The sequence below is a fragment of the Hanstruepera flava genome (genome assembly GCF_023634025.1).
GTDB classification, from domain to species: Bacteria; Bacteroidota; Bacteroidia; order Flavobacteriales; family Flavobacteriaceae; genus Hanstruepera; species Hanstruepera flava.
The window spans coordinates 17,375-42,020 of record NZ_JALJCW010000007.1; the positions used below are offsets into that span (position 1 = coordinate 17,375).

General features: G+C 32.9%; 22 protein-coding genes and 1 other RNA gene. 14 read left to right on the forward strand and 9 right to left on the reverse strand.

What is annotated here, in order from left to right; all coding sequences use genetic code 11:
- Positions 1-10: 10 nt before the first annotated feature.
- Complete coding sequence (locus tag MTX13_RS14090) at positions 11-757, forward strand: YebC/PmpR family DNA-binding transcriptional regulator (protein ID WP_250437212.1); 747 nt, start codon at positions 11-13, stop codon at positions 755-757.
- Between the two features lie 105 nt (positions 758-862).
- Entirely contained in the window at positions 863-2,347 is a 1,485-nt protein-coding gene (locus tag MTX13_RS14095) for a carboxypeptidase-like regulatory domain-containing protein (RefSeq protein WP_250437214.1), read from the forward strand.
- A gap of 123 nt (positions 2,348-2,470) precedes the next feature.
- On the opposite strand, the gene MTX13_RS14100 is transcribed toward MTX13_RS14095, so the two are convergent.
- The 5 genes from MTX13_RS14100 to MTX13_RS14120 form a co-directional block, all read right to left on the reverse strand.
- Positions 2,471-3,019 (reverse strand): 1-acyl-sn-glycerol-3-phosphate acyltransferase, encoded by a 549-nt coding sequence (locus tag MTX13_RS14100; RefSeq protein WP_250437222.1) that lies wholly within the window; start codon positions 3,017-3,019, stop codon positions 2,471-2,473.
- A 1-nt stretch (position 3,020) separates the two neighbouring features.
- The gene (locus MTX13_RS14105; protein ID WP_250437224.1) at positions 3,021-4,103 is read right to left on the reverse strand and encodes an iron-containing alcohol dehydrogenase family protein; all 1,083 of its coding nucleotides are present in this window, start codon (positions 4,101-4,103) and stop codon (positions 3,021-3,023) included.
- A 94-nt stretch (positions 4,104-4,197) separates the two neighbouring features.
- Positions 4,198-4,899 carry an HAD family hydrolase gene (locus tag MTX13_RS14110; RefSeq protein ID WP_250437226.1) on the reverse strand — a complete coding sequence of 234 codons (702 nt, stop codon included), beginning with the start codon at positions 4,897-4,899 and terminating at the stop codon, positions 4,198-4,200.
- On the reverse strand, positions 4,890-5,621 hold the full coding sequence (gene kdsB / locus MTX13_RS14115) for a 3-deoxy-manno-octulosonate cytidylyltransferase (RefSeq protein ID WP_250437228.1): 732 nt from the start codon (positions 5,619-5,621) through the stop codon (positions 4,890-4,892). Before kdsB ends, MTX13_RS14110 begins: the two co-directional genes overlap by 10 nt.
- Before the next feature lie 68 nt (positions 5,622-5,689).
- Entirely contained in the window at positions 5,690-7,114 is a 1,425-nt protein-coding gene (locus MTX13_RS14120; protein WP_250437230.1) for an ATP-dependent DNA helicase, read from the reverse strand.
- Positions 7,115-7,235: 121 nt separating this feature from the next.
- Here MTX13_RS14120 and MTX13_RS14125 point away from each other — a divergent pair, with 121 nt between their 5' ends.
- From MTX13_RS14125 to MTX13_RS14145, 5 genes are all read left to right on the forward strand, one after another.
- Positions 7,236-7,976, forward strand: coding sequence for a hypothetical protein (locus MTX13_RS14125; RefSeq protein WP_250437232.1), 741 nt, complete (start codon positions 7,236-7,238; stop codon positions 7,974-7,976).
- Positions 7,960-8,781 carry a DUF3822 family protein gene (locus tag MTX13_RS14130; RefSeq protein ID WP_250437252.1) on the forward strand — a complete coding sequence of 274 codons (822 nt, stop codon included), beginning with the start codon at positions 7,960-7,962 and terminating at the stop codon, positions 8,779-8,781. Before MTX13_RS14125 ends, MTX13_RS14130 begins: the two co-directional genes overlap by 17 nt.
- Entirely contained in the window at positions 8,781-9,314 is a 534-nt protein-coding gene (locus tag MTX13_RS14135) for an RsmD family RNA methyltransferase (protein WP_250437254.1), read from the forward strand. The genes MTX13_RS14130 and MTX13_RS14135 overlap by 1 nt, the downstream gene beginning before the upstream one ends.
- A 178-nt stretch (positions 9,315-9,492) precedes the next feature.
- A complete protein-coding gene (locus MTX13_RS14140) occupies positions 9,493-10,257 on the forward strand; it encodes a hypothetical protein (RefSeq protein WP_250437256.1) in 765 nt (254 codons plus the stop codon).
- A 6-nt stretch (positions 10,258-10,263) separates the two neighbouring features.
- Complete coding sequence (locus MTX13_RS14145) at positions 10,264-11,157, forward strand: ester cyclase (RefSeq protein ID WP_250437257.1); 894 nt, start codon at positions 10,264-10,266, stop codon at positions 11,155-11,157.
- 59 nt (positions 11,158-11,216) lie between these two features.
- Here the strand turns inward: MTX13_RS14145 and rnpB are convergent.
- Positions 11,217-11,544, reverse strand: an RNA gene (rnpB, locus tag MTX13_RS14150) — RNase P RNA component class A.
- Positions 11,545-11,653: 109 nt separating this feature from the next.
- Here rnpB and MTX13_RS14155 point away from each other — a divergent pair.
- The 3 genes from MTX13_RS14155 to miaE are packed head-to-tail and all read left to right on the forward strand — an operon-like array spanning position 11,654 to position 14,557.
- The gene (locus MTX13_RS14155; RefSeq protein ID WP_250437265.1) at positions 11,654-13,402 is read left to right on the forward strand and encodes a DNA polymerase III subunit gamma/tau; all 1,749 of its coding nucleotides are present in this window, start codon (positions 11,654-11,656) and stop codon (positions 13,400-13,402) included.
- Between the two features lie 9 nt (positions 13,403-13,411).
- A complete protein-coding gene (locus tag MTX13_RS14160) occupies positions 13,412-13,969 on the forward strand; it encodes a hypothetical protein (RefSeq protein ID WP_250437267.1) in 558 nt (185 codons plus the stop codon).
- 6 nt (positions 13,970-13,975) lie between these two features.
- The gene (gene miaE / locus MTX13_RS14165; protein ID WP_250437276.1) at positions 13,976-14,557 is read left to right on the forward strand and encodes a tRNA-(ms[2]io[6]A)-hydroxylase; all 582 of its coding nucleotides are present in this window, start codon (positions 13,976-13,978) and stop codon (positions 14,555-14,557) included.
- A 57-nt stretch (positions 14,558-14,614) separates the two neighbouring features.
- On the opposite strand, the gene MTX13_RS14170 is transcribed toward miaE, so the two are convergent.
- The 3 genes from MTX13_RS14170 to ppk1 form a co-directional block, all read right to left on the reverse strand.
- Positions 14,615-15,148 (reverse strand): porin family protein, encoded by a 534-nt coding sequence (locus tag MTX13_RS14170; protein WP_250437278.1) that lies wholly within the window; start codon positions 15,146-15,148, stop codon positions 14,615-14,617.
- Between the two features lie 95 nt (positions 15,149-15,243).
- Positions 15,244-16,149, reverse strand: coding sequence for a Ppx/GppA phosphatase family protein (locus MTX13_RS14175; protein WP_250437289.1), 906 nt, complete (start codon positions 16,147-16,149; stop codon positions 15,244-15,246).
- The gene (ppk1, locus tag MTX13_RS14180; protein ID WP_250437303.1) at positions 16,149-18,209 is read right to left on the reverse strand and encodes a polyphosphate kinase 1; all 2,061 of its coding nucleotides are present in this window, start codon (positions 18,207-18,209) and stop codon (positions 16,149-16,151) included. The genes MTX13_RS14175 and ppk1 overlap by 1 nt, the downstream gene beginning before the upstream one ends.
- 221 nt (positions 18,210-18,430) lie before the next feature.
- Here ppk1 and MTX13_RS14185 point away from each other — a divergent pair, with 221 nt between their 5' ends.
- The 4 genes from MTX13_RS14185 to MTX13_RS14200 all read left to right on the forward strand — a co-directional run bounded on the left by MTX13_RS14185 (position 18,431) and on the right by MTX13_RS14200 (position 24,614).
- Positions 18,431-18,883 carry a hypothetical protein gene (locus MTX13_RS14185; protein ID WP_250437305.1) on the forward strand — a complete coding sequence of 151 codons (453 nt, stop codon included), beginning with the start codon at positions 18,431-18,433 and terminating at the stop codon, positions 18,881-18,883.
- Positions 18,884-19,158: 275 nt separating this feature from the next.
- The gene (locus MTX13_RS14190; protein ID WP_250437307.1) at positions 19,159-20,454 is read left to right on the forward strand and encodes a hypothetical protein; all 1,296 of its coding nucleotides are present in this window, start codon (positions 19,159-19,161) and stop codon (positions 20,452-20,454) included.
- Between the two features lie 145 nt (positions 20,455-20,599).
- Positions 20,600-22,060: a T9SS type B sorting domain-containing protein gene (locus MTX13_RS14195; RefSeq protein ID WP_250437309.1), complete on the forward strand. Its 1,461-nt coding sequence runs from the start codon at positions 20,600-20,602 to the stop codon at positions 22,058-22,060.
- 1 nt (position 22,061) lies between these two features.
- On the forward strand, positions 22,062-24,614 hold the full coding sequence (locus MTX13_RS14200) for a PorP/SprF family type IX secretion system membrane protein (RefSeq protein ID WP_250437311.1): 2,553 nt from the start codon (positions 22,062-22,064) through the stop codon (positions 24,612-24,614).
- The last annotated feature ends 32 nt before the right edge of the window (positions 24,615-24,646 follow it).

Below are 24,646 nucleotides of genomic sequence, written 5' to 3' on the forward strand. Positions count from 1 at the left end.
TTAAAGATTTATGGGAAGAGCTTTTGAGTTTCGTAAGGCACGAAAAATGAAACGTTGGTCTGCTATGAGTAAGGCCTTTACAAGAATTGGCAAGGACATTGTTATGGCTGTAAAAGAAGGCGGCCCTGATCCTGACAGCAATTCACGATTACGTGCTGTTATACAAAATGCAAAAGCTGTAAACATGCCAAAAGACAATATTGAGCGTGCCATAAAACGTGCGAGCGATAAAAGTCAGGGCGACTATAAAGAAGTTATTTTTGAAGGTTATGCGCCACATGGGATAGCTGTTTTAGTAGAAACCGCTACTGATAACAACACAAGAACAGTGGCCAATGTTAGAAGTTATTTTAATAAATGTGATGGCAGTTTGGGCACTTCAGGTTCTGTTGTTTTTATGTTTGACCATACCTGTAATTTTAAAATAAAAGGCGAGGAACTTGATTTAGAAGAATTGGAGTTAGAACTTATAGATTTTGGTGTTGAAGAGATTTTTGAAGATACCGATGAAGATGCTGATGGCAACCAAGTAAACAGTGTTATGATCTATGCTCCTTTTGAGAGTTTTGGAAAAATACAAGCATATTTAGAAGAAAACAGCATAGACATTTTATCTTCTGGATTTGAGCGTATTCCTCAAGTGACAAAACCTTTGAGCCCAGAACAAGCTACTGATGTTGAAAAATTACTTGAAAAACTGGAAGAGGATGATGATGTTCAAAACGTTTATCACACTATGGAAGAAACCACCGATTAAAAAAATTATACATAAATAATCTAAAAATCCTAAACATCTCGTTTAGGATTTTTATTTTTATGTAAAATAATTAACGATAATAACGTTAAATTAACAAAACTTGTTATGACATCTAGAAATGCTAATCTACTTTACAGTCTTTTGTTTACACTAACCACTACTCTTTCTGGTTTTACTCAAAATGTTTCAGGTAAAATACTTTCTGAAAAATCTAACCCTATTCCTTTTGCTACTATTCAAATTGGTGAGAATTATGGTGTAATTTCAAATGATGAAGGTAACTTTTCAATTTCCACTGCTGGTTTTAAATCTACAGATTCAGTTACGATTTCATGCCTAGGCTATGAAAAACTGGGTCTGCAATTGAAAGAATTCACATCCCAAAATTATGTACTTAAGGAACATTTAAACGAACTTTCTGAAGTGTATGTAACAGACCGAAAACTTGGCGTGGACTCTATAATGTATTACGTAAATAAAAACTTAAACAAAAACTATAAAGTAGATTTACTAGCGCTTAAATTCTTTGGAAGGCGTACAGACTATATAGAAGGAAAAAATGCGGATTTTGAAATAGAAAAATCATCAAGCTTTAAGAAAAAGCAACTTGATGCCTTCAATAAGGATTTTGATGCTTTAGAGCAATCTTTAATAAACAATAAATCCAAGCAATATACTGATGCTATAGCCACACTAAATATATTGAATTCTAACAAGGCTAAACTAGATGTTGAGAAATCGGTAAGGCTTTTAGATGAAAGAAACGATCAATCTCTAGAAAAGTTAGCTGAAAAGGGTAATGATATTGTACTAAACCATTTAGATAGAGATAAAGTATACACAGTAAAATCTGGCTGGTTTAAAGTGTCTGATTCTGTATCACTAGACAACAGAAGCGACAAAATGGGTGACAGCATAAACTCGGCCAATAATGTAAAAAATGCCACATTCGGAATGATTAAAAATAGTCTATTTATTACTGATGAACCTGAATTGGATTTTGTAACTGAAACAAGAAAATACAAATATGAACTGAAAGACCTAACCTTTTTGAACAACGAAATAGTTTACATCATAAATTTTAAACCCAAACGTGGTTCTGCTAAATATGTGGGCACTTTATATGTTTCTAATGAAACATTTGCCGTAATACGAACTGATTATAAATTTTATGAAGGTCGTGTTGGTGAGAAACTTAATTTACGCCTTATTTTAGGCATTAAATATGTTGAACAAAACAAATCGGGTTCCATATCTTACAAAAAACGAGAGAATGGCTTATACTACCCGTATTATATTAGTGAACAGGTTGACCGGTATTTTTATGTTAACAGACCTATTAAGTTCATTGATAATGCCAACTCTAAGAATAAAGTAGCTTTTAATTTTAAAATAGAAGGTGTTTTTAAGGAACGATCAGAAATGCTTACCATGGAGGTTAATGATATTAGTGCTTCTGACTATAAAAATGCCATACAAACCAAAACCATTGAATTTCAAAATATCAAAAAATACGACCCAACAATTTGGTCCGAATACAATGTATTAGAGCCTTTAGAAGACATGAAGAACTTTAAAGTTGAAGAATAAAATAAAAAAGCTACTTTTCAAGTAGCTTTTCTTTTGGGTAAATGTTTCTTTTTAGGGACAAAAACGTTTACTTTATGTTTCACTTACCCTTATACTATATTTGTCAAATTTTATGCCAAATTGTTACGAGTATTCTGGGATTTTACCTTTAACACCTTCATAGAATTTTTTCATAAAAGCAAAATCGGCTTCCATGTTATTTGTAGGGTAAAATGGTTCTGAAATTTTATTTTGCTTTTTTCCAAAATCAAGTGTAAACATAATTATAGGTACTTTGGCTGTCTTGGCTATGTAATAAAATCCTGTACGCCATTTATCTACCTTTTTTCGTGTGCCTTCTGGAGCAAGTGCTAAACGAAATTCATCGCGTTCTTGAAATAACTTTGCTATAGCCTCAACTTTATTTTCATTTGAACTTCTATCGACAGGAGCTCCACCAATAGACTTTAAATACCAACCAAATGGTCCAACGAAAAGCTCTTTCTTTCCTATGAAATTTGCTTTAACCCCAATTACTTGGCGTAAAAGAAGTCCAATATAGAAGTCATGCCAACTGGTGTGTGGAACAGCTATTAAAACAGCCTTTTTTATTGTGTCTTGAGACATATTTGTATTACCAACTACTTTCCACCCTAATAGTTTAAAATAGATAAATTTGGCCAACCGTCTCATATTACATTTTTGAATAAAGTGCCTTTAACTTATCTCTGGTAACTTTCTTTTTCCAATTCTTACCAATGGCATTTTCCCACAAAGGCTCCAAGCTTAAAGCGACATCAATCATAATATCGAATTCTGCATCACTCAAATCGGCACAAAGTCCTTGCGGTAATTCAATATCATGTTTGGCTTTCATATCCTTAAAAATTTTGACACCTTCAGGGTAATATTCTTCTAGATGGTCAAAAACAATACAGTTTCCAATACCATGTTTAGTTCCCAACAAATACCCTAATCCATAACTCATAGCATGAGCTACTCCCACTTGAGAATACGCTATACTCATTCCGCCATGCCAAGAAGCCATCATTAATTTATCTTGGGCTTCTTCAACTGCTAAACTATTTTCAAGAAATATTTCTAAACAAAGTTCTAAAGCCTTTTCGCCGTAACTCTTACTAAACGCATTTAAAAACGTTCCGTTTAATGATTCAATACAATGAATATAACAATCCATACCTGTATAAAACCATTGATCTTTAGGCACATCCTTTGTTAACTCTGGATCCAGAATAACCTGATCAAACGGCGTGTAATCTGAATTAATCCCCAGCTTTCTTTCTGGTCCTGTTAATACAGTAGTTCTAGAAACCTCTGCTCCTGTACCAGAAATTGTAGGAATACCAACATGATAAATAGCTGGGTTTTTTACTAAATCCCAACCTTGGTAGTCTTTAGCTGAACCATCATTAGTTAACATAATGGATACAGCTTTTGCCAAATCCATTGTTGTACCACCACCAACACCAATAATCCCTGAAGGTCTTTCATTAAATGAAAGTATAATTTCTTCTGTTAGTTTATCTACTTGCGAAGTTTTTGGTTCCTCTTCAGCTGAAACATATATTAACTTATCTTGATAAGCCAATGGAATTCTTGAGGTTAACCAAGAATTACCTTTAAAAATATCATCTACAAGAAATATAAAAGGCGCTTTAATATTACGACGCTTTGGAGCAATAATATCTCCTAACTGATTAAAACTGCCTCTACCAAATATAACTCGAGAGACCATCGGGTAATTTTTGTAACTCATGTAATTGTATTCTTTAACAAAAATAAAAACATAGTTGGATATACCTTTATTAATTCAAACTTTGTTTTTTACATTATTTAATTCTTAATAAACACTACAAAAGCTCATTTAATTCCAACAAACTACTTATAGTTTTATAGGCTTTGCCATTTTTCTCGTCCTCACTCACTTGTTCATGTGCCCAAGTTGTATGAAACGGAATATGAATAGCATGTGCTTTAATATTAATGAGCGGTAAAATATCTGACTTTAATGAATTACCTACCATTAAAAATTCTGATGGTTTTATATCAAGGTGATTTAACAATTTTGAATAGTTCTCTTCCTTTTTGTCACTTAACACCTCTATATGATGAAAATAATCTAATAATCCAGACTTTTCCAATTTTCGTTCTTGATCTAACAAATCGCCTTTGGTAGCAACAATGAGTCTGTAGTTTTTTGATAAATTGCTTAATACCTCTTCTACACCTTCGAGCAACTCTACTGGTTTATTTATCATGTCTTTACCAATGTTTAAAATAGCATCAATAGTTTTGTTGGACACTGAATAATTGGACAATTCCAATGCCATTTCAACCATGGATAACACGAAGCCCTTAACACCATAGCCATAAAGCGACAGGTTTTTCATTTCCATTTTAAAAAGCTCTTGGTCAATTTTATTCATGGTTTCGTAAGGTGACAACAGCTTCGCAAACGCTATTTCAGCATCACGAAAATAGGTTTCGTTTACCCACAGGGTATCATCCGCATCAAAACCTATTACTTTTATATGTTTATAATCTATTTCCACAATTTTTTAGCACGTTCTAAATCTTCAGGCGTGTCTATTTCAACACCTTGCACATGGGTTTCTACCATTTTAATTTTCTTACTGTACTCCAAGTATCTAATACATTCAATTTTTTCTGAAGCTTCTAAAGACAACATTGGCAAACGATAAAAATCTAATAAAGCCTCTCTTCTAAATGCATAAACACCTTTATGTTTATGGTATTTTACAGTTACCGACTTATCTCTAGGGTAAGGAATTGGGCTTCTTGAAAAATATAATGCAAAATTGTTATTATCAACAATTACCTTAACAGTGTTTGGATTATTTATCTCATCTTGATCGGTAATATGCACCATTAATGACGCTAAATCTATTTCCCTATCATCATCATCCTTAAACACAGCTATTAATTTTTTGAGTGAATCAACTTCAGTAAAGGGCTCATCGCCTTGAACATTAACAACAATATCCACATCATCCATAGATTCCACAGCTTCAGCAATTCTATCACTACCACACTCATGTTCTTTCTTACTCATAATGGCCTGCCCTCCATTATTTACAATTTCATCATAAATAATAGCACTGTCTGTAACCACAAAAACATCATCGAACAGTCCCGTTTTTAATGTTGCCTCGTAAGTACGCAAAATAACCGGTTTTCCTTCTAAATCCTGCATAAGTTTCCCTGGGAAACGTGATGCTGCATATCGTGCAGGTATCATGGCTATTATCTTCATAATTTGCTATTATATTTATACTTCAAAAATAGAATATTTAAATCGAACCTCTTATAAACCTCAAAAAATTATTCCATAAAAAAACTATCCTTAAACCCAATTAAGTACAAGCGTTCTTGTGCTCTGGTAACCGCTGTATACAACCATCTTAAATAGTCTATTGTTACACCGTCAGGCAAGTAAGGCTGTTCTACAAAAACTGTGTTCCACTGGCCTCCTTGCGACTTATGACAAGTAATTGCATATGAGAATTTCACTTGTAAAGCATTAAAATACTTATTGTTTTTAACTCCTAAAAACTTTTTGTAGTTACTTTTTTCGTTTTGAAAATCTTTCATAACCTCTTGATATAACCTATTAGAATCTTCATAAGTTAACGAAGGGGTTTCTGCTTTTATGGTATCTAACAACAAAACTGTTTCAAAAGGTCTCATTCTGGGATAGTCTACCATTTTAACTTTTACCTCTGCAAAACGAAAACCATACAATTCTTTAATACTGAATATCTCAAGAATCTCAATAATATCGCCATTAGCTATAAAACCGGCCTCTGTTGTAGGTTTTAACCAGAAATAGTTGTTCTTAACCGCCATTAAATAATCACCTGCGGATATTTCATTTTCATTAAACAAAATACGTTCACGAATTTGTTGATTATATAGGTTAGCGCGTTTATTACTTCTAACTATAATTGTCGTTTCCTCATTTCCTAAAGTACTGTAAGCATCGTTAATGGCCTCCATTATTTCATGACCATCAATAAGTCTAATAATATCTTTGTAGCCGTTTAAATTAAATTGAAAACTATCTGTAAAGGAGTTTGATAGTGATTCTCTTAAATTAGTAGCATTTACAAGTATTCCTGATTCTAATTCTTGCCTAACAACTTCGTCCAACTCCATTTTAGTCACTTCTTTATTGTAATTTAAGCCTAAAGTGTTTTCATTTAAAGCAGGACTTAAATCTAACTTTACAGGAGGTAGTTGGGCTGTATCACCTATTAACAACAATTTGCAATTATGACCAGAATAAACATATTGCATTAAATCATCTAGCAACGAACCATTTTCGAATAATTTAGATTCACCTGGTGTATCAGGAATCATGGAGGCTTCATCAACAATAAAAATTGTGTTTTTGTGCTTGTTGGGTTGCAAAATAAATTTCACACCACCACTTTTTTCCTTCTTGGGGAAGTATATTTTCTTATGAATGGTAAACGCTTCTTTTCCCGAATAATTTGAAATAACTTTAGCTGCTCGACCAGTAGGTGCCATAAGCACAGCACTTTTTTTGGCCTTCCATAAGTTTGTTACAATACTGCCTATTATGGTAGTTTTACCCGTTCCTGCATAACCTTTTAATAGAAATAGACTGTTTTTGGTTTTTGAAAAAATAAAATCTGCTAATTGTTGTAAAACGATGTCTTGTTTTAGTGTTGGTTGAAAGGGAAATTGCTGTTTTACAAGTGAATAAAATTCGCTAGAATTCATTAAAGCTGTGTGATTTTTTTATTTTCATCAAAGATAACAATGATTTTTGGTCGCATAGGCTTTTACGATTAAAAAAAAATTGTAGATTTGCGTACAACCTTAATTAATTTAATTAAACACTATGTTAACAATAATTCTCCTAGTAGTAGCTGTAATTCTTATTACCATTGGTTTGGTTTGGCTAGTTGATAAATTTATACCTGCTAAATTTAAACCTGTTCTAGTAATCTTGCTTTGGGTAGTGATTGGGTTTTTAGGTTACCAAACTTTTATGTCTGTTTATGAGCCTATCCAATTCAACAAAGTTAAAAATAAACGTTATGCACAAGTTATTGAACGTTTAGTTGATATACGTGACTCGCAACTAGCACATAGACAAGTAACCGGTAAGTTTGCTAAAGACTTTGATGGATTAGTAAAATTTATTGATACGGCACAATATACAATTACACAACGTCGTGACTCATTGGTATTAGATGAAGAAATGACAAAACGATATGGTGGAGTTGAAACGATGAAAGAAATTACTATAATTGACACGCTAGACTTTGTTTCGGTTAAAGACTCATTGTTTAAATCTTCTGATAGATATAAATCCATGATGTTTGTTCCAACAGCTCCCGAAGGAACAAAATTTGAGATGGATGCTGGCTTTTTAGAAGAAGATGCCGTTAAAATACCTGTATTTGAAGCTTCAGTTAAAAAAGCCATAATCTTACATGATCAAGATAAAGATTTAATTGCTCAAGAAAATGAAGTGGTTTCTGTTGATGGTGTTAATGGAGATGCTCTTAAGGTTGGTTCTATGACAGAGGTAAAAACCAACGGAAACTGGCCAAAAACTTATGGCGATAGCGAATAACAAATTAAATAAAACAACAAATAAAAGCTTGTCCATTCAAATTAGTTTGAATGGACTTTCTTTTTGTGTTTTAAACTTAAGTAACCAAACTATTACGTATCTCAATCATATAAAATTTGATAAACGCGTTACGCCTTTTAGATTGCTAGATATACTTAAAGATCAGTTTTCGGTAGAAGAAGCATTACAACAAAATTTTCAGAGTATTCAAGTTGTTCATGTAAATGAACTTGCAACAATAGTTCCAAAAGCACTATTTAATGAAAGCCTAATTGCAGACTATTTAAAATTTAATTCAAAAATTTTAAAGTCAGATTTTATCACCTACGATACTATTGAGGCCAACAATTCTATTTGTGTTTATGTTCCTTATGTGAACATTAACAATTATATATATGAAAAGTTCGGTAGTTTCACTTACAATCATGTTTCAAGTATATTAATCAATAGTATTTTACAGGAAGAACAACAATCAAGCTCAACAAAAGTATTTTTAAATATCTACGAATGTTTTTTCCAAATCATTGTAGTAGATAAAGGTTCTCTTAAACTTTATAATTCTTTTGAGTTTTATACAAACGAGGATTTTATTTATTATGTTCTTTTTACTTTCGAACAACTACAATTAGACCCAGAAACCATTAATTTAATTTTGCTTGGTGATATAGAAAAAGATGACGCTTTATATACTATTTTATATAAATATATAAGGCATGTAGAATTTGGTAAACATCATATCCAGTATAATTTTTCAACTGAACCAAAAAATCAATATTCAGATTTTTCACTAATACACAGCTTTTAATGCGAATTATTTCTGGACAATATAAAGGCAGGCGAATAAGTGCGCCAAAAAAGCTACCAGTAAGGCCCACAACCGATATGGCTAAAGAAGCCTTGTTCAACATTATCAACAACCAATATTATTTTGATGACATATCAGTTTTAGATCTGTTTTCCGGTACTGGAAATATAAGTTACGAATTTGCTTCTAGAGGCACAGAAGATATTACATGTGTTGATGCTAATTTGGGTTGTGTTAAATTTATTAATGAAACCTCTAATGGCTTTAATATGGGCTTAAAAACTGTAAAAAGTGATGTCTATAAATATTTAGAGACTGTAACAAAACAATATACCGTTATTTTTGCCGATCCGCCTTACGATTTTTCTCTTGATAATTTTTCTAAAATACCTGAATTAGTTTTTAAAAACAGTTTGCTGGAAGAAAATGGAATGCTAATTATAGAACACTCTAAGCATACATCTCTAGAAAATATATCACGTTTCAGTTATTCCAAAAGCTATGGCGGCAATATGTTTAGCTTTTTCGAATAGCCAACTATGTTCGTATTTTTATAATTCGTTTTTTTTCAGTACTTTAGACAACTCCCATAAAGAAAAAACATAATTAATAGCAAATTTTGTAACCCCTTTTTGTTGGACTCACTTTACTTTTGGTATGGTAAATATTTGACTATTTATCAACATTTTTTACTAACCAAAACCAACAATTATGAAAATTTTAAAAAAAGGGATTTTTTTCTACACACTAGCTTTATGTGTTGTTTTTAGTGCTACTGCACAAGACAATCAACCTACTATGTTCACAGTTCACACAGATAATGTGAAGTTTGACAAAATCATGCAATATGAAGAGGCTGCAAAAGAACTAAAGAGCAGCTTTGAGAAGCACGACATTAAAGATGCTAATTGGACCGCTTTAAGCATTGAAGATGGACGATTTGTATATGTTACCCCTATTAAAAACATGGGAGAATTAGACAAAAATATGATGGGTGACCTTTATGAAAAAATGGGAGAAGAAAAAGCAGATGCATTGTTTAACAAAATGGATGAATGCTACGATTCGCATAGCAACTATATTGTTCATTATTTACCAAGTATGTCGTATCATCCAGGACCTGAAGGGGCTGATGAAGGTAAAAATCATCGGGAATATCACTTCTTGTATTACGCTCCAAAAAATGGTAAAGCCATGAAAGAAGGTATGCAGGAAGTTAAAGCCATGTTTGAAAAAAGAAATATCAAGAATGGTTACAGTGTATACCACAGCGGTTTTGGCTGCGAAGAAAGTTACTATATGGTATCCATAGCAGCAAAAGATAATTTGGAGATAGCACAAAACGGTAAGCAAAATGATGAAATTTTTACAGATGAAGATCAAGCTACTTTTTTTAAGGTTATACAACTAACAACAAGATATGACAAAATTGAGGGCAGAGTACGACCAGATTTAAGCTATCACCCAAAACAATAACACCAAATGAAAAAAGTAATCTTATACACACTACTCCTAGTATTTATTGTAGGATGTCAAAATTCTGAAACTAGATATACCCAACAGTCTCCTGAAATTGAAACTGTTAAGACTTTAATAAGCAATTATAATAATAAAGCTTATGATACTAGTATATATGCTGATACCTCTAAAACGTATTACAATACAAAGAAAGAAGCAATGTCTCCTTCTGAAACCATAGCCTATCACAAAGCTAACGATGCTAATTATTCGTCAAGAGGTTTTCTGGATGAAGATCAAGAATATGAAATGGTGAAAACCGATGATGGCCAAACATGGGTGAATTGTTGGTTGGATTGGCAAGGAACTTTAGCAGCTACTGGTAAAGAGTTTTTAGTACCAATTCATTTAACCTATCAATTTAAAGATGGAAAAATAGTAAGGGAAGTTGGAATGTGGGATCCATCTGAAATAGTTCTTGCGTTACAAGAAATTAATGGTGCTGGATCAACAATGCAAGCAGTTAATAAAGTAGTAGAAGGTTGGAATGCACATGACATTAGCAACCTTAAATCCTTATCTGTTGAAAATCTGGAAAGATCATCAAATGGCAATTTGGAAATTAACAACATTGGTGAATATGAAGGTTTTATGAATACATTTGTCACCGCTTTTCCAGACTTTAATGTAGCGGTTAATAGTACTGCTGCTAGAGGCAATAAAGTTTATATTAACTGGACTGTTACAGGAACACATAACGGTGACTTTATGGGAAATCCTCCAACTGGCAAAAAAATGAAATCACACGGCTTTAGTGTTTGGACCATGAATGAAGATGGACTGTTTATAAGAGAAGATGCCTACTATGATAATCTTACATTATATAATCAATTAGGTATTGCACCACCAAAACAATAAGACTGACACTAACCAACCAGTTATTATTGTAAAAACCCTCTTAAAAAAGAGGGTTTTATATTGTGAGTAAATCTATAAGCCGAATTCTGTTACAGAAACAACAATAGCACGTTGTCTGCACCTTATCATTTATCTGGATGCATTGTTGCCAATACACTCTAGCTGCCTACCCTCCAACAATTGCACGTGCCGCACTCAAGCGTTGGTATACATGACATTGCACCGCATAGAGTTTACCTGATTTCACTACAGCTTAACCTGTACTTGCTTTCTGTTGCACTTTTCCTAGTCTCACGACTGGTGGCTGTTAACCACTATGCTTGCACTATGGTGTTCGGACTTTCCTCCAAGACAAATAAATGCCTCAGCGATAAGGCGATTTACTATTGCAAAAGTAATTCAATAATTGTTAATAACTACTATTAAAATTTTGAACGAGTATTCTTAAATTGTAGCTGAATTTTTAACTTTGTTAAAATAACATTCAGACTATTTAATGGAGCATTTTGTAGTATCGGCTAGAAAGTATAGACCACAGACATTTAAAGATGTTGTTGGTCAACAAGCCATTACAAATACACTACTAAATGCCATTGAAAACAATCATTTGGCTCAGGCATTATTATTCACAGGTCCTCGTGGTGTTGGAAAAACAACTTGTGCGCGTATTTTGGCTAAAATGATTAATAGTGATGGTTCTGAAAAAGAAGACGAAGATTTTGCGTTTAACGTTTTTGAATTGGATGCCGCCTCTAATAATGGTGTTGATCAGATAAGGGAGTTAACCGATCAGGTTCGCATACCTCCTCAAGTAGGAAAATACAAGGTGTATATTATTGATGAAGTGCATATGCTCTCTCAAGCTGCTTTTAATGCTTTTTTAAAGACATTGGAAGAACCACCTAAGCACTGTATTTTTATTCTTGCCACCACTGAAAAACACAAGATAATCCCAACTATATTATCGCGTTGCCAAATATTCGATTTTAAGCGTATTACCGTAAATGACGCTAAAGAGTATTTAAAATATATTGCTGAAGAACAAGGTGTAGAAGCCGAAGACGATGCGCTCCACATTATTGCACAAAAAGCTGATGGCGCTATGCGTGATGCCCTTTCTATTTTTGATAGGGTTGTGAGTTTCTCCGGTAAAAATTTAACACGAAAGGCAGTTACCGAAAACCTTAATGTTTTAGATTACGAAACATATTTTAAAAGTACCGACTTAATACTCGACAATAAAATTCCTGAATTGTTAATTCAGTTTAATTCCATTTTAGCCAAAGGTTTTGACGGCCATCATTATATTGCTGGATTAGCATCTCACTTCAGAGATCTATTGGTTTGTAAAAACTCTGAAACTATTGAATTGTTGGAAGTTGGCAAAGAGACCAAAACTAAATATTTAGAACAATCTCAAAAAACATCACAAACATTTCTTTTTAAAGGCATTGAGCTGGCCAACGATTGCGATTTAAAGTATAAAATCAGTAAAAACCAACGTTTACTCGTTGAACTTTGCCTTATGCAACTTGCCTCTATCACTTTTGATGGAGAAAAAAAAAATAGCAAAAACTACATAATTCCAGCTAGTTATTTTAAAGCTAAAGGAATTGAGACTATAAAGGTTAATGTTCCTAATGAAAACGACAACAACAGTGGTCAATCTATTCAACAACAGCAGCAAACAACCATTGAAACTGAAAAAAGTGAAGAATTAGAACATTCTGCATCACCTATTAATGTTGCAGAGCCTCCACCAAAAATTAGTTTAAATGTTCGTAAGCAGTCTACTTCTGCACTATCCTTAAGTAGTATTCGTGCTAAAAAGGAACACCAAATTAAGCAAATGGAGGTTGTACTTGATGAAGAAGATTTACCAAAAGAACCGTTTACTGAAGAGGAACTTGTAAAAACTTGGAACAATTATGTGAAAATGCTTCAAGATTCTGGTAAATTCAATTTGGCCTCTATCCTATCTATCGATACGCCAAAATTACAAGATACCACTATACATTTAGAATTTCCAAATGCTACAAATAAAGTGGAAGTTGAACGCCATCAATATGAATTATTAGGCTTTATTCGTAAAGCACTTAATAATTACGATATAAACCTCTCTATTACAGTTAACGAGGAAATGGAAAAACAATATGCCTACTCACCTCAAGAGAAATACGAAAAGCTAAAAGAAAAAAACCCTGCAATAACTGTACTCAAAAAAACGTTTGGATTAGATATCTAACTCGTCATCATGAAAAAACTACTCTATCTAACTACTTTATTTATTATTACAATCTGTCTTACAGCCTGTGATGGTCGTGACCGATTAAGTATGACGCCTCAAGAAGTTCTAAAGGAGCATAAACTATTAGATTCATTTTCAGAAAAACAAATACGCTTTATTCCTGAAGACTATGCCGAAAAAACCACAGATACTATTTTTGATAATGGTTACGAAGTACATGTAAAAATGTATAGTGACATGAATAATCATATTACTGTAAACTCGAATGGTGAAACAGTAAATTATCGTGACTTTAATTTAGATATAAAAGTCATAAGAGATGATAAATCTATTCTTTCAATTAAAATAAATAAAGGAGTTAGTATTGTTTATGAACATTTAAGTAGGTTAAATTTAGATGAATATTATTTAAGAGATTTTTGGATTGCAAAAGACAACAAATATTATCCCAATATGCCAGCTGTTTATTTTGAATATTATTCTCCAGTTCTTAAAGATTCTTCAATTTTAGAGATTACTCCTAAAGAAAATAAGGGTTTTCTTGTAACAGAACTCATTAACTAAATAATTATGCTAGGCCTAAAACTTCCTACAGATCCTCGTTGGGTAAACATTGTAGAAAAGAACATTGAAGAGATACTTACAGATCATGCCTATTGTGAGCAAAAAGCAACCAGCACGGCTATTTCATTAATTGTTTCGTTTCCAGAATACACCGATTTAGTAAAAGAAATGACAGCTTTGGTAAAGGAGGAAATCAGCCATTTTAAAATGGTACACGACAAAATTATTGAGCGTGGGTGGGTATTGGGTCGTGACCGAAAAGATGATTACGTTATTGCTCTACACAAATTTTTTCCAAAAGGTGGTAGTAGAACCACACAATTGGTACACAGGCTATTATATGCAGCCTTAATTGAGGCAAGAAGCTGTGAACGTTTTAGATTACTGTCTGAAGAATTGGAAGATAAAGAATTGGCCGAGTTTTATAGAAAACTCATGGTAAGTGAAGCCAACCATTACACCATGTTTCTGGGCTTTGCCAGACAATATGGAGACCGAAAAGAAGTTGATAAAAAATGGCAGGATTTATTGACTTTTGAAGCCGAAATCATGAAAGATTTGAGCAAAAAAGAAACCATTCATGGATAAAAAAACTCCAACACTAAATGCTGGAGTTTCTTACAATTTATTTGGTTGGTTAGTTAATTAGATTTTTATTCCAATTCCTAATTGAATGTTTGTGTTTGTAGCTTCGTATCCAGATGGATTATCATCATCTAACACATTTGTAAATCCGTAGTGGTATCTAGCATCGATAAAAATCTCATCAGATATCATAAACTCTAAACCACCAACTCCAGAGAAGCCAAAGTTTTTAAATCCATCTTCATACTCATGCACCTTTAAACTAACTAAAGGACCTGCACCTACAGATAATCTGTCTCCAATTCTGTATTTAAACAAAATTGGCATTTGAATATAGTCTATTCTTAAATCTCTGTCTTTTGCTCCTTCAGCAGAAAATTGAATTTCTGGCGCCAATCCTATTGCCGCAGATAAATCATATTCTCCAAAAAATCCAATAGCAAAACCATTTCTGTGCATATTGTCAAAAGTTGGATGTGGCTCAAAATCCAGATTAGATATATTATAACCTACACGCACACCATAAGACGCATTTTGGGCAAATGACATAGATGCTACGATAATAAAGGCTAAAAAAAGTAATGTTTTTCTCATAATTCTTGTTTTTATAGGTATAGATTGAATTAGTGAAAGCTAATATAATTTAATTTGTTAAATATAGTACAATAAAAAGATAAAGTGCTAGATTTTTACTGTGTATTGCTCGAAACCGTATCATAGTATATACTTTTAATTATACCATCGGCTAAACCAATTTTTGGCACATAAATGTCTTTTGCTCCACTCCATTTCATTGCGGACAGGTAAATACGCGTAGCAGGTATAATTACATCGGCTCTATCTTGGTTTAAATCTAATTCTGTAATACGCTCTTCGTAAGAATACGATTGAAGCATATTATAGTAACTAGTTAAATAAAAATACGTCAAAGGCTTACCAAGCGCCTTTCCTGAAATTTTAAATATTTTATTGATGTTTCCACCAGAACCTAAAACATCTATCTTATCATATTTAGACGTATTTTCTTTAATCCATTCTTCTAATTCGTTCCAAGTTTCTTTCTTTACAATATCATTTAACAAACGTACCGTCCCTATTTTAAATGATCTTGAGGTAACGGTTTCTCCGTTATGAAATACAGTAAACTCCGTACTACCACCACCTACATCAACATATAAATAGGTTTTATTAACATCTATATAAGATTGTAAATCTGTAGCAGCTATAATTGCAGCCTCTTCTTCTCCATCAATAATATCAATCTTTATTTGTGTTTCGTTTTCAACTTGAGTAGAAATTTTAATGCCATTGCTTGCCTCACGCATTGCTGATGTGGCACAGGCTTTATATTTTTCAACATTATGCGATTTCATAAGTAATTTAAAAGCCTGCATAGTATCTAGCATACGCTCTGTATTGTGTTTTGAAATTTTTTGTTTTAAAAACACATCAGCGCCTAAACGAATTGGAACACGAACAAGTGAGCTTTTTTTAAATCGAGGTGGCTTTCCTTTTTCTTCAATAATATTGGCAATTAATAATCTTACGGCATTTGAACCTATATCTATTGCTGCATATTTTTTTATTGAAAGCATTAACTATTTAGTTTTTTTAAATAATAATCGTAAGTAGCAAACTGGGCTCTTACGATAGGTTGTTTTCGTTTCTTATATTCATTGTTTTGAGTCTCGTTCAAAATACGTGCCTTAACATTGGCACTCCAATAAATATTAAAATTATCTATTAATTCTTGCTTTATATCAGTGTCGTATATCGGACAACTGACCTCTACACGATTTTCAATATTTCTCGTCATCCAATCTGCAGATGAAATATAAATTTTGGCGTCGGAGTCTTCCCCAAAAATATACAACCTGGTATGTTCTAAAAATTTATCAACTATACTTATAACCTCAATGTTTTCACTCATTTCGGGAACACCAGGAATTAAACAACATATTCCGCGAACAACCATTTGTATTTTAACGCCTGCCCTACTTGCCTCATATAACTTATCGACCATTTTGTAGCTTGATAAGCTATTCATTTTTAATCGTATTCTACCTGGTTTGCCAATTTTCACTTTAATGATTTCTGTATCAATAAGTTTAAACAGCGCTTTTTCGGTATAATGAGGTGATGTAATAATATGCTTATATCTAAAAATACGATAATTGGTTTCAAAGAAACTAAAAACCTTATTAATGTCCTTTAATATTTTTTGATCGGCTGTAAATAAGGTATAATCCGTATATATTTTAGCTGTAGATTCATTAAAATTTCCAGTACTAATAAAACCATAGCGTCTGGACTTTTCATTTTCATCTCGTTCAATAACACACATTTTACTGTGTACTTTTAATCCTTGAACCCCAAAAATTAAATTAACACCTTCTTGCTGCATTTGCTCGGCATAATCAATATTTGCCTGCTCATCAAAACGCGCTTGAATTTCTATTGAAACGGTAACTTTTTTACCATTTTTTGCTGCATTAATGAGCGAGCTCGCTACGTGTGAAATTTGAGCTAATCGGTAAATGGTAATTTTTATAGTGGTTACCTTTGGATCTAAAGCAGCCTCCCTTAAAAATTTTACCACATAAGAAAATGTATGATAAGGCGTATGGATTAAAAAGTCTTTGTCTTTAATGGTAGAAAAAATACTCTTCTCTAAACTTAAGCCTTTAACCGGAAGTGGTTCAATTTTATCATAAAGCAAGTCCGTTCGCCCTAAACTAGGAAAACCCATGTAATCGCGCCTATTGTGATAACGACCACCAGGAATGATACTATCGGTAGATTCAATTCCCATTTTATCCATTAAAAAGGATAATGTTTCCTTGTCAATGGTTTTATCGTATACAAAACGTACTGGCTCACCTACTTGTCTATGCTTAACACTGTCTGAAATTTTCTCAATAAAGCTTTTACTAAAATCACTTTCTAAATCTAACTCGCCATCTCTAGTAATCTTGATCATATGAGCGCTAATACTCTGATAATCAAAAATATTAAAGATATCATTTAAGCAGTAACGTAGCAAGTCATCAAGCATAATGATGTAATCGTTACCATCAAGTTCTGGTAACACCACAAATCGATTCATGCTTTTTGAAATTTCAATTAATGCATATTGATTCGTGTCGTTTCTTAATTTTAAATTAACGGCAAGATAGGCTGCACTATCTTTTAAGTTTGGTAAATCAACCGAATCGCTTAAAATAATTGTAACTAATGCTGGGCTTACATTCTGAATAAAGTAGCTTTTAACAAAACTATGGTGTTCGGGCCTTATTTGGGTTTCATTAACCATAAATATGTGCTCCGTTTCCAATTCTTTTTGAATTCTACTTAAAATTTCAAGGCTATCACTTTGTTGTTTAATTACTATTTGCGTAATAATATCTAAAAGTTCATTGGCTTTAATACCACCAAGCTCACTTTTTCCGCCTTTACCCGCTTCTACTATTCGCTTAACGGTAGCATAACGTACTTTAAAAAATTCATCTAAATTATTAGAAAAAATACCAAGGAATCTTAATCTTTCAATTAAAGGAACTGTTTCATCGTCAGCTTCTTGAAGAACTCTAGCGTTAAATTGCAGCCAGCTTACTTCTCTATTTATATATGAATTTTGTAGTACTTCCTTATTCATCAAATTATTTTGTAACCATACAAATATATTTCATTTTTAATTGCTTTTAGGGGTTAAATAGAAATTTCTTAAAAATTTCATTTTTGTATTAATTTTCTTACCAATTAAGTATTTCATCGTATTAATTATACACTTAATTGACAAAAAAAGTAAAAATAAAGTTGGATATTTTAATAAAATGTATAGATTTGTTGCCAAGGAATAATTCTAAAATTATGAATATGAAAACTAAACTACTTGTTTTTTGTGCTATTTTTTTCATAACATCAAGCACTCTTTTTTCCCAAAAGAATAACGAGCCTCAAGGCATTATCAGTCAAAAAGTTGCCATAAAAAAATACCATGACCGTGACGAATTAGATCAAATGAACAAAGGTCAATTATTAGACTTATATATAGAACGCATTGAAGTAATAGTTAAAATACTACCTAACATCGCTTTTACCAACAAGCCTGGTGTAACCATTCAAGCTTTAGGTATACCAGATACTAAAGATCATCGCAAGGCTTTAGAAGAAAATATTGAAGCTGCTTCTGAATATTTTGATAATACTATAGAATTTCAAACTAAAATTCTGCCATATTCAGACAAAACAAATTTAATTGCTGCTATTTTATTTTACGAGCAAACTTTAAAATCATTACATACTTATAACGAATTTAATGAGTATTAAAACTTTTTAATTTCACACTATAATTAAAAGAATCCCTGATTATAAAAGTCAGGGATTTTTTCATACTACACATTAACCTTCAGTTTTTTATATCAAAAATAAACTAGTGACTTTCACTAATCTATGTAAAAAACAATATTATTTGTAATATATATACTACAAATAATTTATTTTTATGTATTTCATCGATATTTTTTTGTATTTCATAGGATTTATTTATATGTTTGATGTGATGATAAATAAAACCCCAAAATTGAACAATAAACTTACTTACTATGAAAAACTTTACTCTAACTATATGTTTGACCCTTTTTGCGCTAGGCAACTTGGTCGCACAGCAGGAAAAAGGAATTATAGGATATGACAATTGGTTAAACTCATGGACCGAGTTTACACCAAATACAGTTGAATATGGAGAACCTACTCAAATCTTAAGTGGTAACATCTCCGAAGACACAAAACTTTATAAGAAAGACATCTATTTATTACTAGGAAGTGTTTTTGTTACCGATGGTGCAACACTAACCATAGAGCCTGGCACAGTAATTATTGGTGATTTTAAAACAAATGGCTCTTTAATAATAAGTAGAGGATCTCGAATTTTTGCTAATGGTTTAGAAACAGACCCAATTGTTTTTACCTCAAATAGAGGAGTTAAAAAACAAGGAGATTGGGGTGGGATTTTCATTCTTGGAAATGCTCCTATCAATAAATTTGGTAACGAATCTGCGGTTAACTATGGTTTAAAACCTTCGTCTTACGACAATATTAGCTATGGAGGTGATAATGCCAATGACGATTCTGGAATATTCAAATTTGTAAGAATTGAATATGCCGGGAAAAGAACAAAAGAATTCGGTTATTTTAACGCTCTTACATTAGCAGGTGTTGGTAGTGAAACAACTATTTCGAATGTAATGGTTAGTTATTGCTACGGAAACTCTTTTAACGTAATTGGCGGCGAAATTAATTTAGACAAAATGATTTCGTACAGAACAAGCAGTAACGATTACGAATTTAATTTTGGTACACAATGTAAAATAACAAACTCTTTGGCCATTAGATCTCCTTATATATCTGGAGCTAATGGATCAAAATGTATGTATATCGCTTCTTACGATGAAATAGATGAAGTAGATTTAACTAAAAACAAAACTGATGTAATCGCTGAAAACTTAACATTGGTTAATGTTAGTGATGATTTATCTTCAGACATTCAAATCGGATTAGTAAAAGAAGCCCTTTATATTGCTCCCGATGTTTCTGCTTCACTAAATAAAACAGTAATTTCTGGTTTTAATCCAGCTGTAATTTTAGACAATAGAATCAAAGTTAATAGTGAAAATTTAGATCGTATAAAGTTTACTGAAATGTATTTCAATAACTGTAACGGAAATATTTTTACTAAAAATGATTCCAATAACGATGATTTAGAAAACTGGTACGGTAACAGTATCTTTAAAAATGTCTACTCTAAAGGTGCAGATTCAGAAACATTTATCGATTTAAAAAATCCAAAGCGTCCAGATTTTAGATTACGCATTAATAAGATTATCGCATCTAACGATTAATGATTAATAAGTGCCGTAAAAATGGTACTACCCTTAATTAATCCAATAAGATCTTTTATTCTGCTAATACTTACTATACAAAAAAGTAAGTATTAGTAGAAAGACCCTAAAAGTTAAATAATTGATTGTGATTAAATAAATTTGAATGCTTAAAACTACTCTACCAAGAAAAATTTTAACTAGTCTTTGTTTATTAGCTCTATTCTGTTTAGAAAAAGGTTATACTCAAATTGTTATTGGTACACCAAATTTAGGTTTCAGCCAGGCATGTGCTAGTGCTTCATTTAACACGTATAGCACAACATTTGTTTTTTCTCCTGAATCAAATTTAGATCCTTCCAATCAGTTTATTATTGAAATGTCTGATGCTAATGGTGACTTTACAAACCCTGTTGTGGTTTATACTTCAACTTCAGGAGCTGTAACGACATCTCCAGCGACTTTAAATTTTTCTATACCTACAGATACTGCTGGCGAAGGTTATAAAATACGTGTTAAAAGTACAGCGCCTGCCGCTACTAGTTCTCGTTCAATCGCCTTTGCAGCTTACTATAAAATTCAAGATAGCCCGTTTACAATCAATAATTTAGTATCTACTGGAGCGTTCTGCTCTGGCGGTAGTTACTTACTAACAATTGATAATCCTGGAAACGGTAATAATGATTCGCCATTAAACTATCCTTCTTTAACATTCAATTGGTTTAGAGAAACCGGACCTACAACTTCTGTTTTTGTTGCTGAAGGAAACACACTTGAAGTTAGTCAAGAGGGTACATATTTTGTAGAAACGAACTATGGAACCTGTACTTCCAATTCATTTTCAAATCGCGTAACTATTACTGAAGTTGTTTCAGGACAAGCTAGTGCAAACATTGCTTCCAGCCTTGGCAACCCATTTTGCCCAGATCAGGGGTCTACAATATTAAGCACAATAAGCGGAAATAGTTACCAATGGTACAAAGATGGAGAAATAATTCCTGATGCAACAGACCAAATGTATGAAACAAGTGAATCTGGTGTTTTTTCTGTACAGGTTGATTTAGGAAGCTGTTCTGCTTCTGGTTCAATAGATTTAATTAGTGAGTTATTTGATGCCAGTATAAACGTACCTGAAGAAAACACCATGGAAACTGGTGAGACATTAACTGTCACTGTTACATCAACAGCTGCAAACCCTAGTTATGAATGGTATTTTAACAATTCCATCATTTCAACAGCAACTACAGAAACATACATAGCTAGCGAATTTGGAAATTATAGTGTAATTGTAACAGACAACTCTGGATGTACCGGATCAAGAGAATTCAATTTCTCAATCAATGAACCTGTAGACCCTTTTCCCGATGTAGATAAAATACCAAACATCATTAGTCCTAATGGTGATGGTATAAATGATACTTGGATTTTGCCAACCAAATATGTTAGTGGTTCAAATGCTGAAGTTTTAATCATGACAAACCAAGGTAAAATCGTCTTAAAAACTAATGACTACTTAAACAATTGGCCAGAGGAACAATTGAATTTAAATAGTGTTAATAAATTATACTATTACATCATAAAAACAACCAATGAAACTAAAAAAGGTACCATAACAGTCCTTAAATAAAATGATACGAAAAGTATTGGCCATATCACTAATATGCTGTTTAATTCAGCTTTCCAACGCTCAAGAGAACGATGGTGTGGTAGCTTTTGATTTACCTGTTCGTAATTCATTAACCTATAATCAATATACAATTAACCCAACATTTAGCTTTGTTAGACAACAACACAAATATGTAAGCATAACTAATAAAAGGGAATGGGTGTCATTTGATGATGCGCCACTCACCTATTTAGCGAGCTATTCAGGACGTTTTAGGGAAAATATAGGAATTGGAGTTGGACTGTTTCAACAAAATTATGGTGTGCTTACAACATTTGGCGGAATTTTAAATTTTGCATACAACGCACAACTTAATAGAGACAGTAACTTGACATTTGGTTTAAATGTATCTGCTTATAGCAGTGGTGTTAACGATGGAAAAGTAGTTACTAATACTCCAGATCCTTCATTACAGAACATTCCATCAAATTTTCTATTAAGTGTAAGTCCAGGTATCAATTACGGAATGGCATTTATCGATGTTGGTATTGCAGTAAACAATGCTGCTCTGTACAATTTTAGTACATCTGAATTAATCAAAGACGATTCCCAACGTGGTATACAAGCGCATTTAATGTATACAGGTTATATGTACAACAATAGTTTTTTAGATGAAAGCAAGTTTACCGGATTGGTAAAAGCAGAATTTAAGGAAGATAATACCATTATTTCTGGTACTGCCATGTTAACTATTCCATTAGGAATTTGGGCGCAAGCCGGTTACAATACATTCAATGGCTTTCACGGTGGCGTGGGTCTTAACATTACAAAACAAATATCTGTTGAGTATAATTATGAAAAAGCAACTGGAGATATAAACAGTTTTGGCTCGTCTCACGAACTGACTTTAGCCTATAAATTTAACAACAAAGAACGCTATAGCTATAGTCGTGAAGATAAAGTGAGCTCTTTATTTCAATCAACAAAAAAGAAAAACACGGCGAAACCTGTTAACGAAAAAGCTGAAGCAAACAGAAGAGCAAATGCTCTTGCTAAAGCTGAAGCTGAAGAACAGGCTCGTTTAGCTGCGGAAGGACAAGCTAAGGCGGAAGTTGAAGAACAAGCACGGTTAGCTGCGGAATCACAGGCTAAAGCAGAAGCTGAAGAACAAGCACGCTTGGCTGCGGAAGCACTGGCTAAAGCGGAAGCCGAAGAACAATTACGTTTGGCTGCAGAAGCACAGGCAAAAGCGGAAGTCGAAGAACAAGCACGTTTGGCTGCGGAAGCTCAAGCTAAAGCGGAAGCTGAAGAACAAGCACGTTTGGCTGCAGAAGCTCAAGCTAAAGCTGAAGCTGAAGAACAGGCTCGTTTAGCTGCAGAAGCACAGGCTAAAGCGGAAGCCGAAGAACAAGCACGTTTGGCTGCGGAAGCTCAAGCTAAAGCAGAAGCTGAAGAACAGGCTCGTTTAGCTGCAGAAGCACAGGCTAAAGCGGAAGCCGAAGAACAAGCACGTTTGGCTGCGGAAGCTCAAGCTAAAGCAGAAGCTGAAGAACAGGCTCGTTTAGCTGCAGAAGCACAGGCTAAAGCGGAAGCCGAAGAACAAGCACGTTTGGCTGCCGAAGCACAGGCTAAAGCAGAAGCTGAAGAACAGGCTCGTTTGGCTGCGAAAGCTGAAGCCAGTGAGAATGCAATTCCTGAAGCTCAAGACGAGTTAGGTAAAACCATGAATACTCTTGTAGAATCTACTGAAGATTCTAAAGAGACTCAAGAAGCCTTATTAATTCGCTTACAAGAAGTGGTTATTAGCAAGGATAAAGATTTAAAAGACTTAAAAGAAGAAAACGACTTAAGTGAGCAAGGTATTTATATGGAGCCTAAACCTTTTAAGAGTATATCTGCTGAAAACAAAAAACTCGCAGCTATTCAAGCAGATTTAGATGCAGTAATTGAAGCTAGAAATAAGGAAATTAAAAGACTTGAAGAATTATATAATCAAAGAGAAGAATCTGACACCATCAATCTAGATGAAGTTAGCTTATTCCATAGAAAAAAATTAAAAGAATTAAAAGCAGAGCAAGAGGGAGCTATTAAAGCTAAAGCAAATCTTGAAATACAATTAGAAGAAATTAAAATTGCAACAGATTTTGAAAGAAAACGTAGAATCAAACGTGCCGCATATAAAAATCAAGAAGACAGATATGCCCAAGATGCTGCTACATTAAAACTAATTAAGGATAATACGCCAATTAGTGCAGAAACCAAAACTGAAGATGATTTTGATTTTGGAGAAGCAAGAAGCAAGAAAATACAGATTGTAAAAAATGTAGCGAATGAAGAAAATGGGTACTATGTTGTATTAGCGGTTCATAGTGATGTTAAAAAACGTGACGAATTTATTACAAATGTCGTGGCATCTGGAGATAAAAACATCAACTTCTTTTACGATGTAAATACAAGTAAATATTACATCTATCAGAATAAGTTTGATAATATTCAATCTGCTAATAATGCCGTAGATTCAAGTAATAACAAACCATATAAAAGTAAAATGTCTATTGTAAAAATTGAGAATTAATATATCCTTTTGCGTATTGCCCCATATAATGA

Excerpts from the sequence above, each read along its gene's own strand:
- MTX13_RS14090 (WP_250437212.1), top strand. The coding sequence starts at position 11 with ATGGGAAGAGCTTTTGAGTTTCGTAAGGCACGAAAAATGAAACGTTGG.
- MTX13_RS14095 (WP_250437214.1), top strand. The coding sequence starts at position 863 with ATGACATCTAGAAATGCTAATCTACTTTACAGTCTTTTGTTTACACTA.
- MTX13_RS14175 (WP_250437289.1), bottom strand. The coding sequence starts at position 16,149 with ATGCTTTCAATAAAAAAATATGCAGCAATAGATATAGGTTCAAATGCC.
- ppk1 (WP_250437303.1), bottom strand. The coding sequence starts at position 18,209 with ATGAATAAGGAAGTACTACAAAATTCATATATAAATAGAGAAGTAAGC.
- MTX13_RS14200 (WP_250437311.1), top strand. The coding sequence starts at position 22,062 with ATGATACGAAAAGTATTGGCCATATCACTAATATGCTGTTTAATTCAG.
- miaE (WP_250437276.1), top strand. The coding sequence starts at position 13,976 with ATGCTAGGCCTAAAACTTCCTACAGATCCTCGTTGGGTAAACATTGTA.
- MTX13_RS14120 (WP_250437230.1), bottom strand. The coding sequence starts at position 7,114 with ATGAATTCTAGCGAATTTTATTCACTTGTAAAACAGCAATTTCCCTTT.
- MTX13_RS14130 (WP_250437252.1), top strand. The coding sequence starts at position 7,960 with ATGGCGATAGCGAATAACAAATTAAATAAAACAACAAATAAAAGCTTG.
- MTX13_RS14155 (WP_250437265.1), top strand. The coding sequence starts at position 11,654 with ATGGAGCATTTTGTAGTATCGGCTAGAAAGTATAGACCACAGACATTT.
- MTX13_RS14160 (WP_250437267.1), top strand. The coding sequence starts at position 13,412 with ATGAAAAAACTACTCTATCTAACTACTTTATTTATTATTACAATCTGT.
- MTX13_RS14195 (WP_250437309.1), top strand. The coding sequence starts at position 20,600 with ATGCTTAAAACTACTCTACCAAGAAAAATTTTAACTAGTCTTTGTTTA.
- MTX13_RS14170 (WP_250437278.1), bottom strand. The coding sequence starts at position 15,148 with ATGAGAAAAACATTACTTTTTTTAGCCTTTATTATCGTAGCATCTATG.
- MTX13_RS14100 (WP_250437222.1), bottom strand. The coding sequence starts at position 3,019 with ATGAGACGGTTGGCCAAATTTATCTATTTTAAACTATTAGGGTGGAAA.
- MTX13_RS14135 (WP_250437254.1), top strand. The coding sequence starts at position 8,781 with ATGCGAATTATTTCTGGACAATATAAAGGCAGGCGAATAAGTGCGCCA.
- MTX13_RS14125 (WP_250437232.1), top strand. The coding sequence starts at position 7,236 with ATGTTAACAATAATTCTCCTAGTAGTAGCTGTAATTCTTATTACCATT.
- MTX13_RS14145 (WP_250437257.1), top strand. The coding sequence starts at position 10,264 with ATGAAAAAAGTAATCTTATACACACTACTCCTAGTATTTATTGTAGGA.
- MTX13_RS14185 (WP_250437305.1), top strand. The coding sequence starts at position 18,431 with ATGAAAACTAAACTACTTGTTTTTTGTGCTATTTTTTTCATAACATCA.
- MTX13_RS14105 (WP_250437224.1), bottom strand. The coding sequence starts at position 4,103 with ATGAGTTACAAAAATTACCCGATGGTCTCTCGAGTTATATTTGGTAGA.
- MTX13_RS14190 (WP_250437307.1), top strand. The coding sequence starts at position 19,159 with ATGAAAAACTTTACTCTAACTATATGTTTGACCCTTTTTGCGCTAGGC.
- kdsB (WP_250437228.1), bottom strand. The coding sequence starts at position 5,621 with ATGAAGATAATAGCCATGATACCTGCACGATATGCAGCATCACGTTTC.
- MTX13_RS14140 (WP_250437256.1), top strand. The coding sequence starts at position 9,493 with ATGAAAATTTTAAAAAAAGGGATTTTTTTCTACACACTAGCTTTATGT.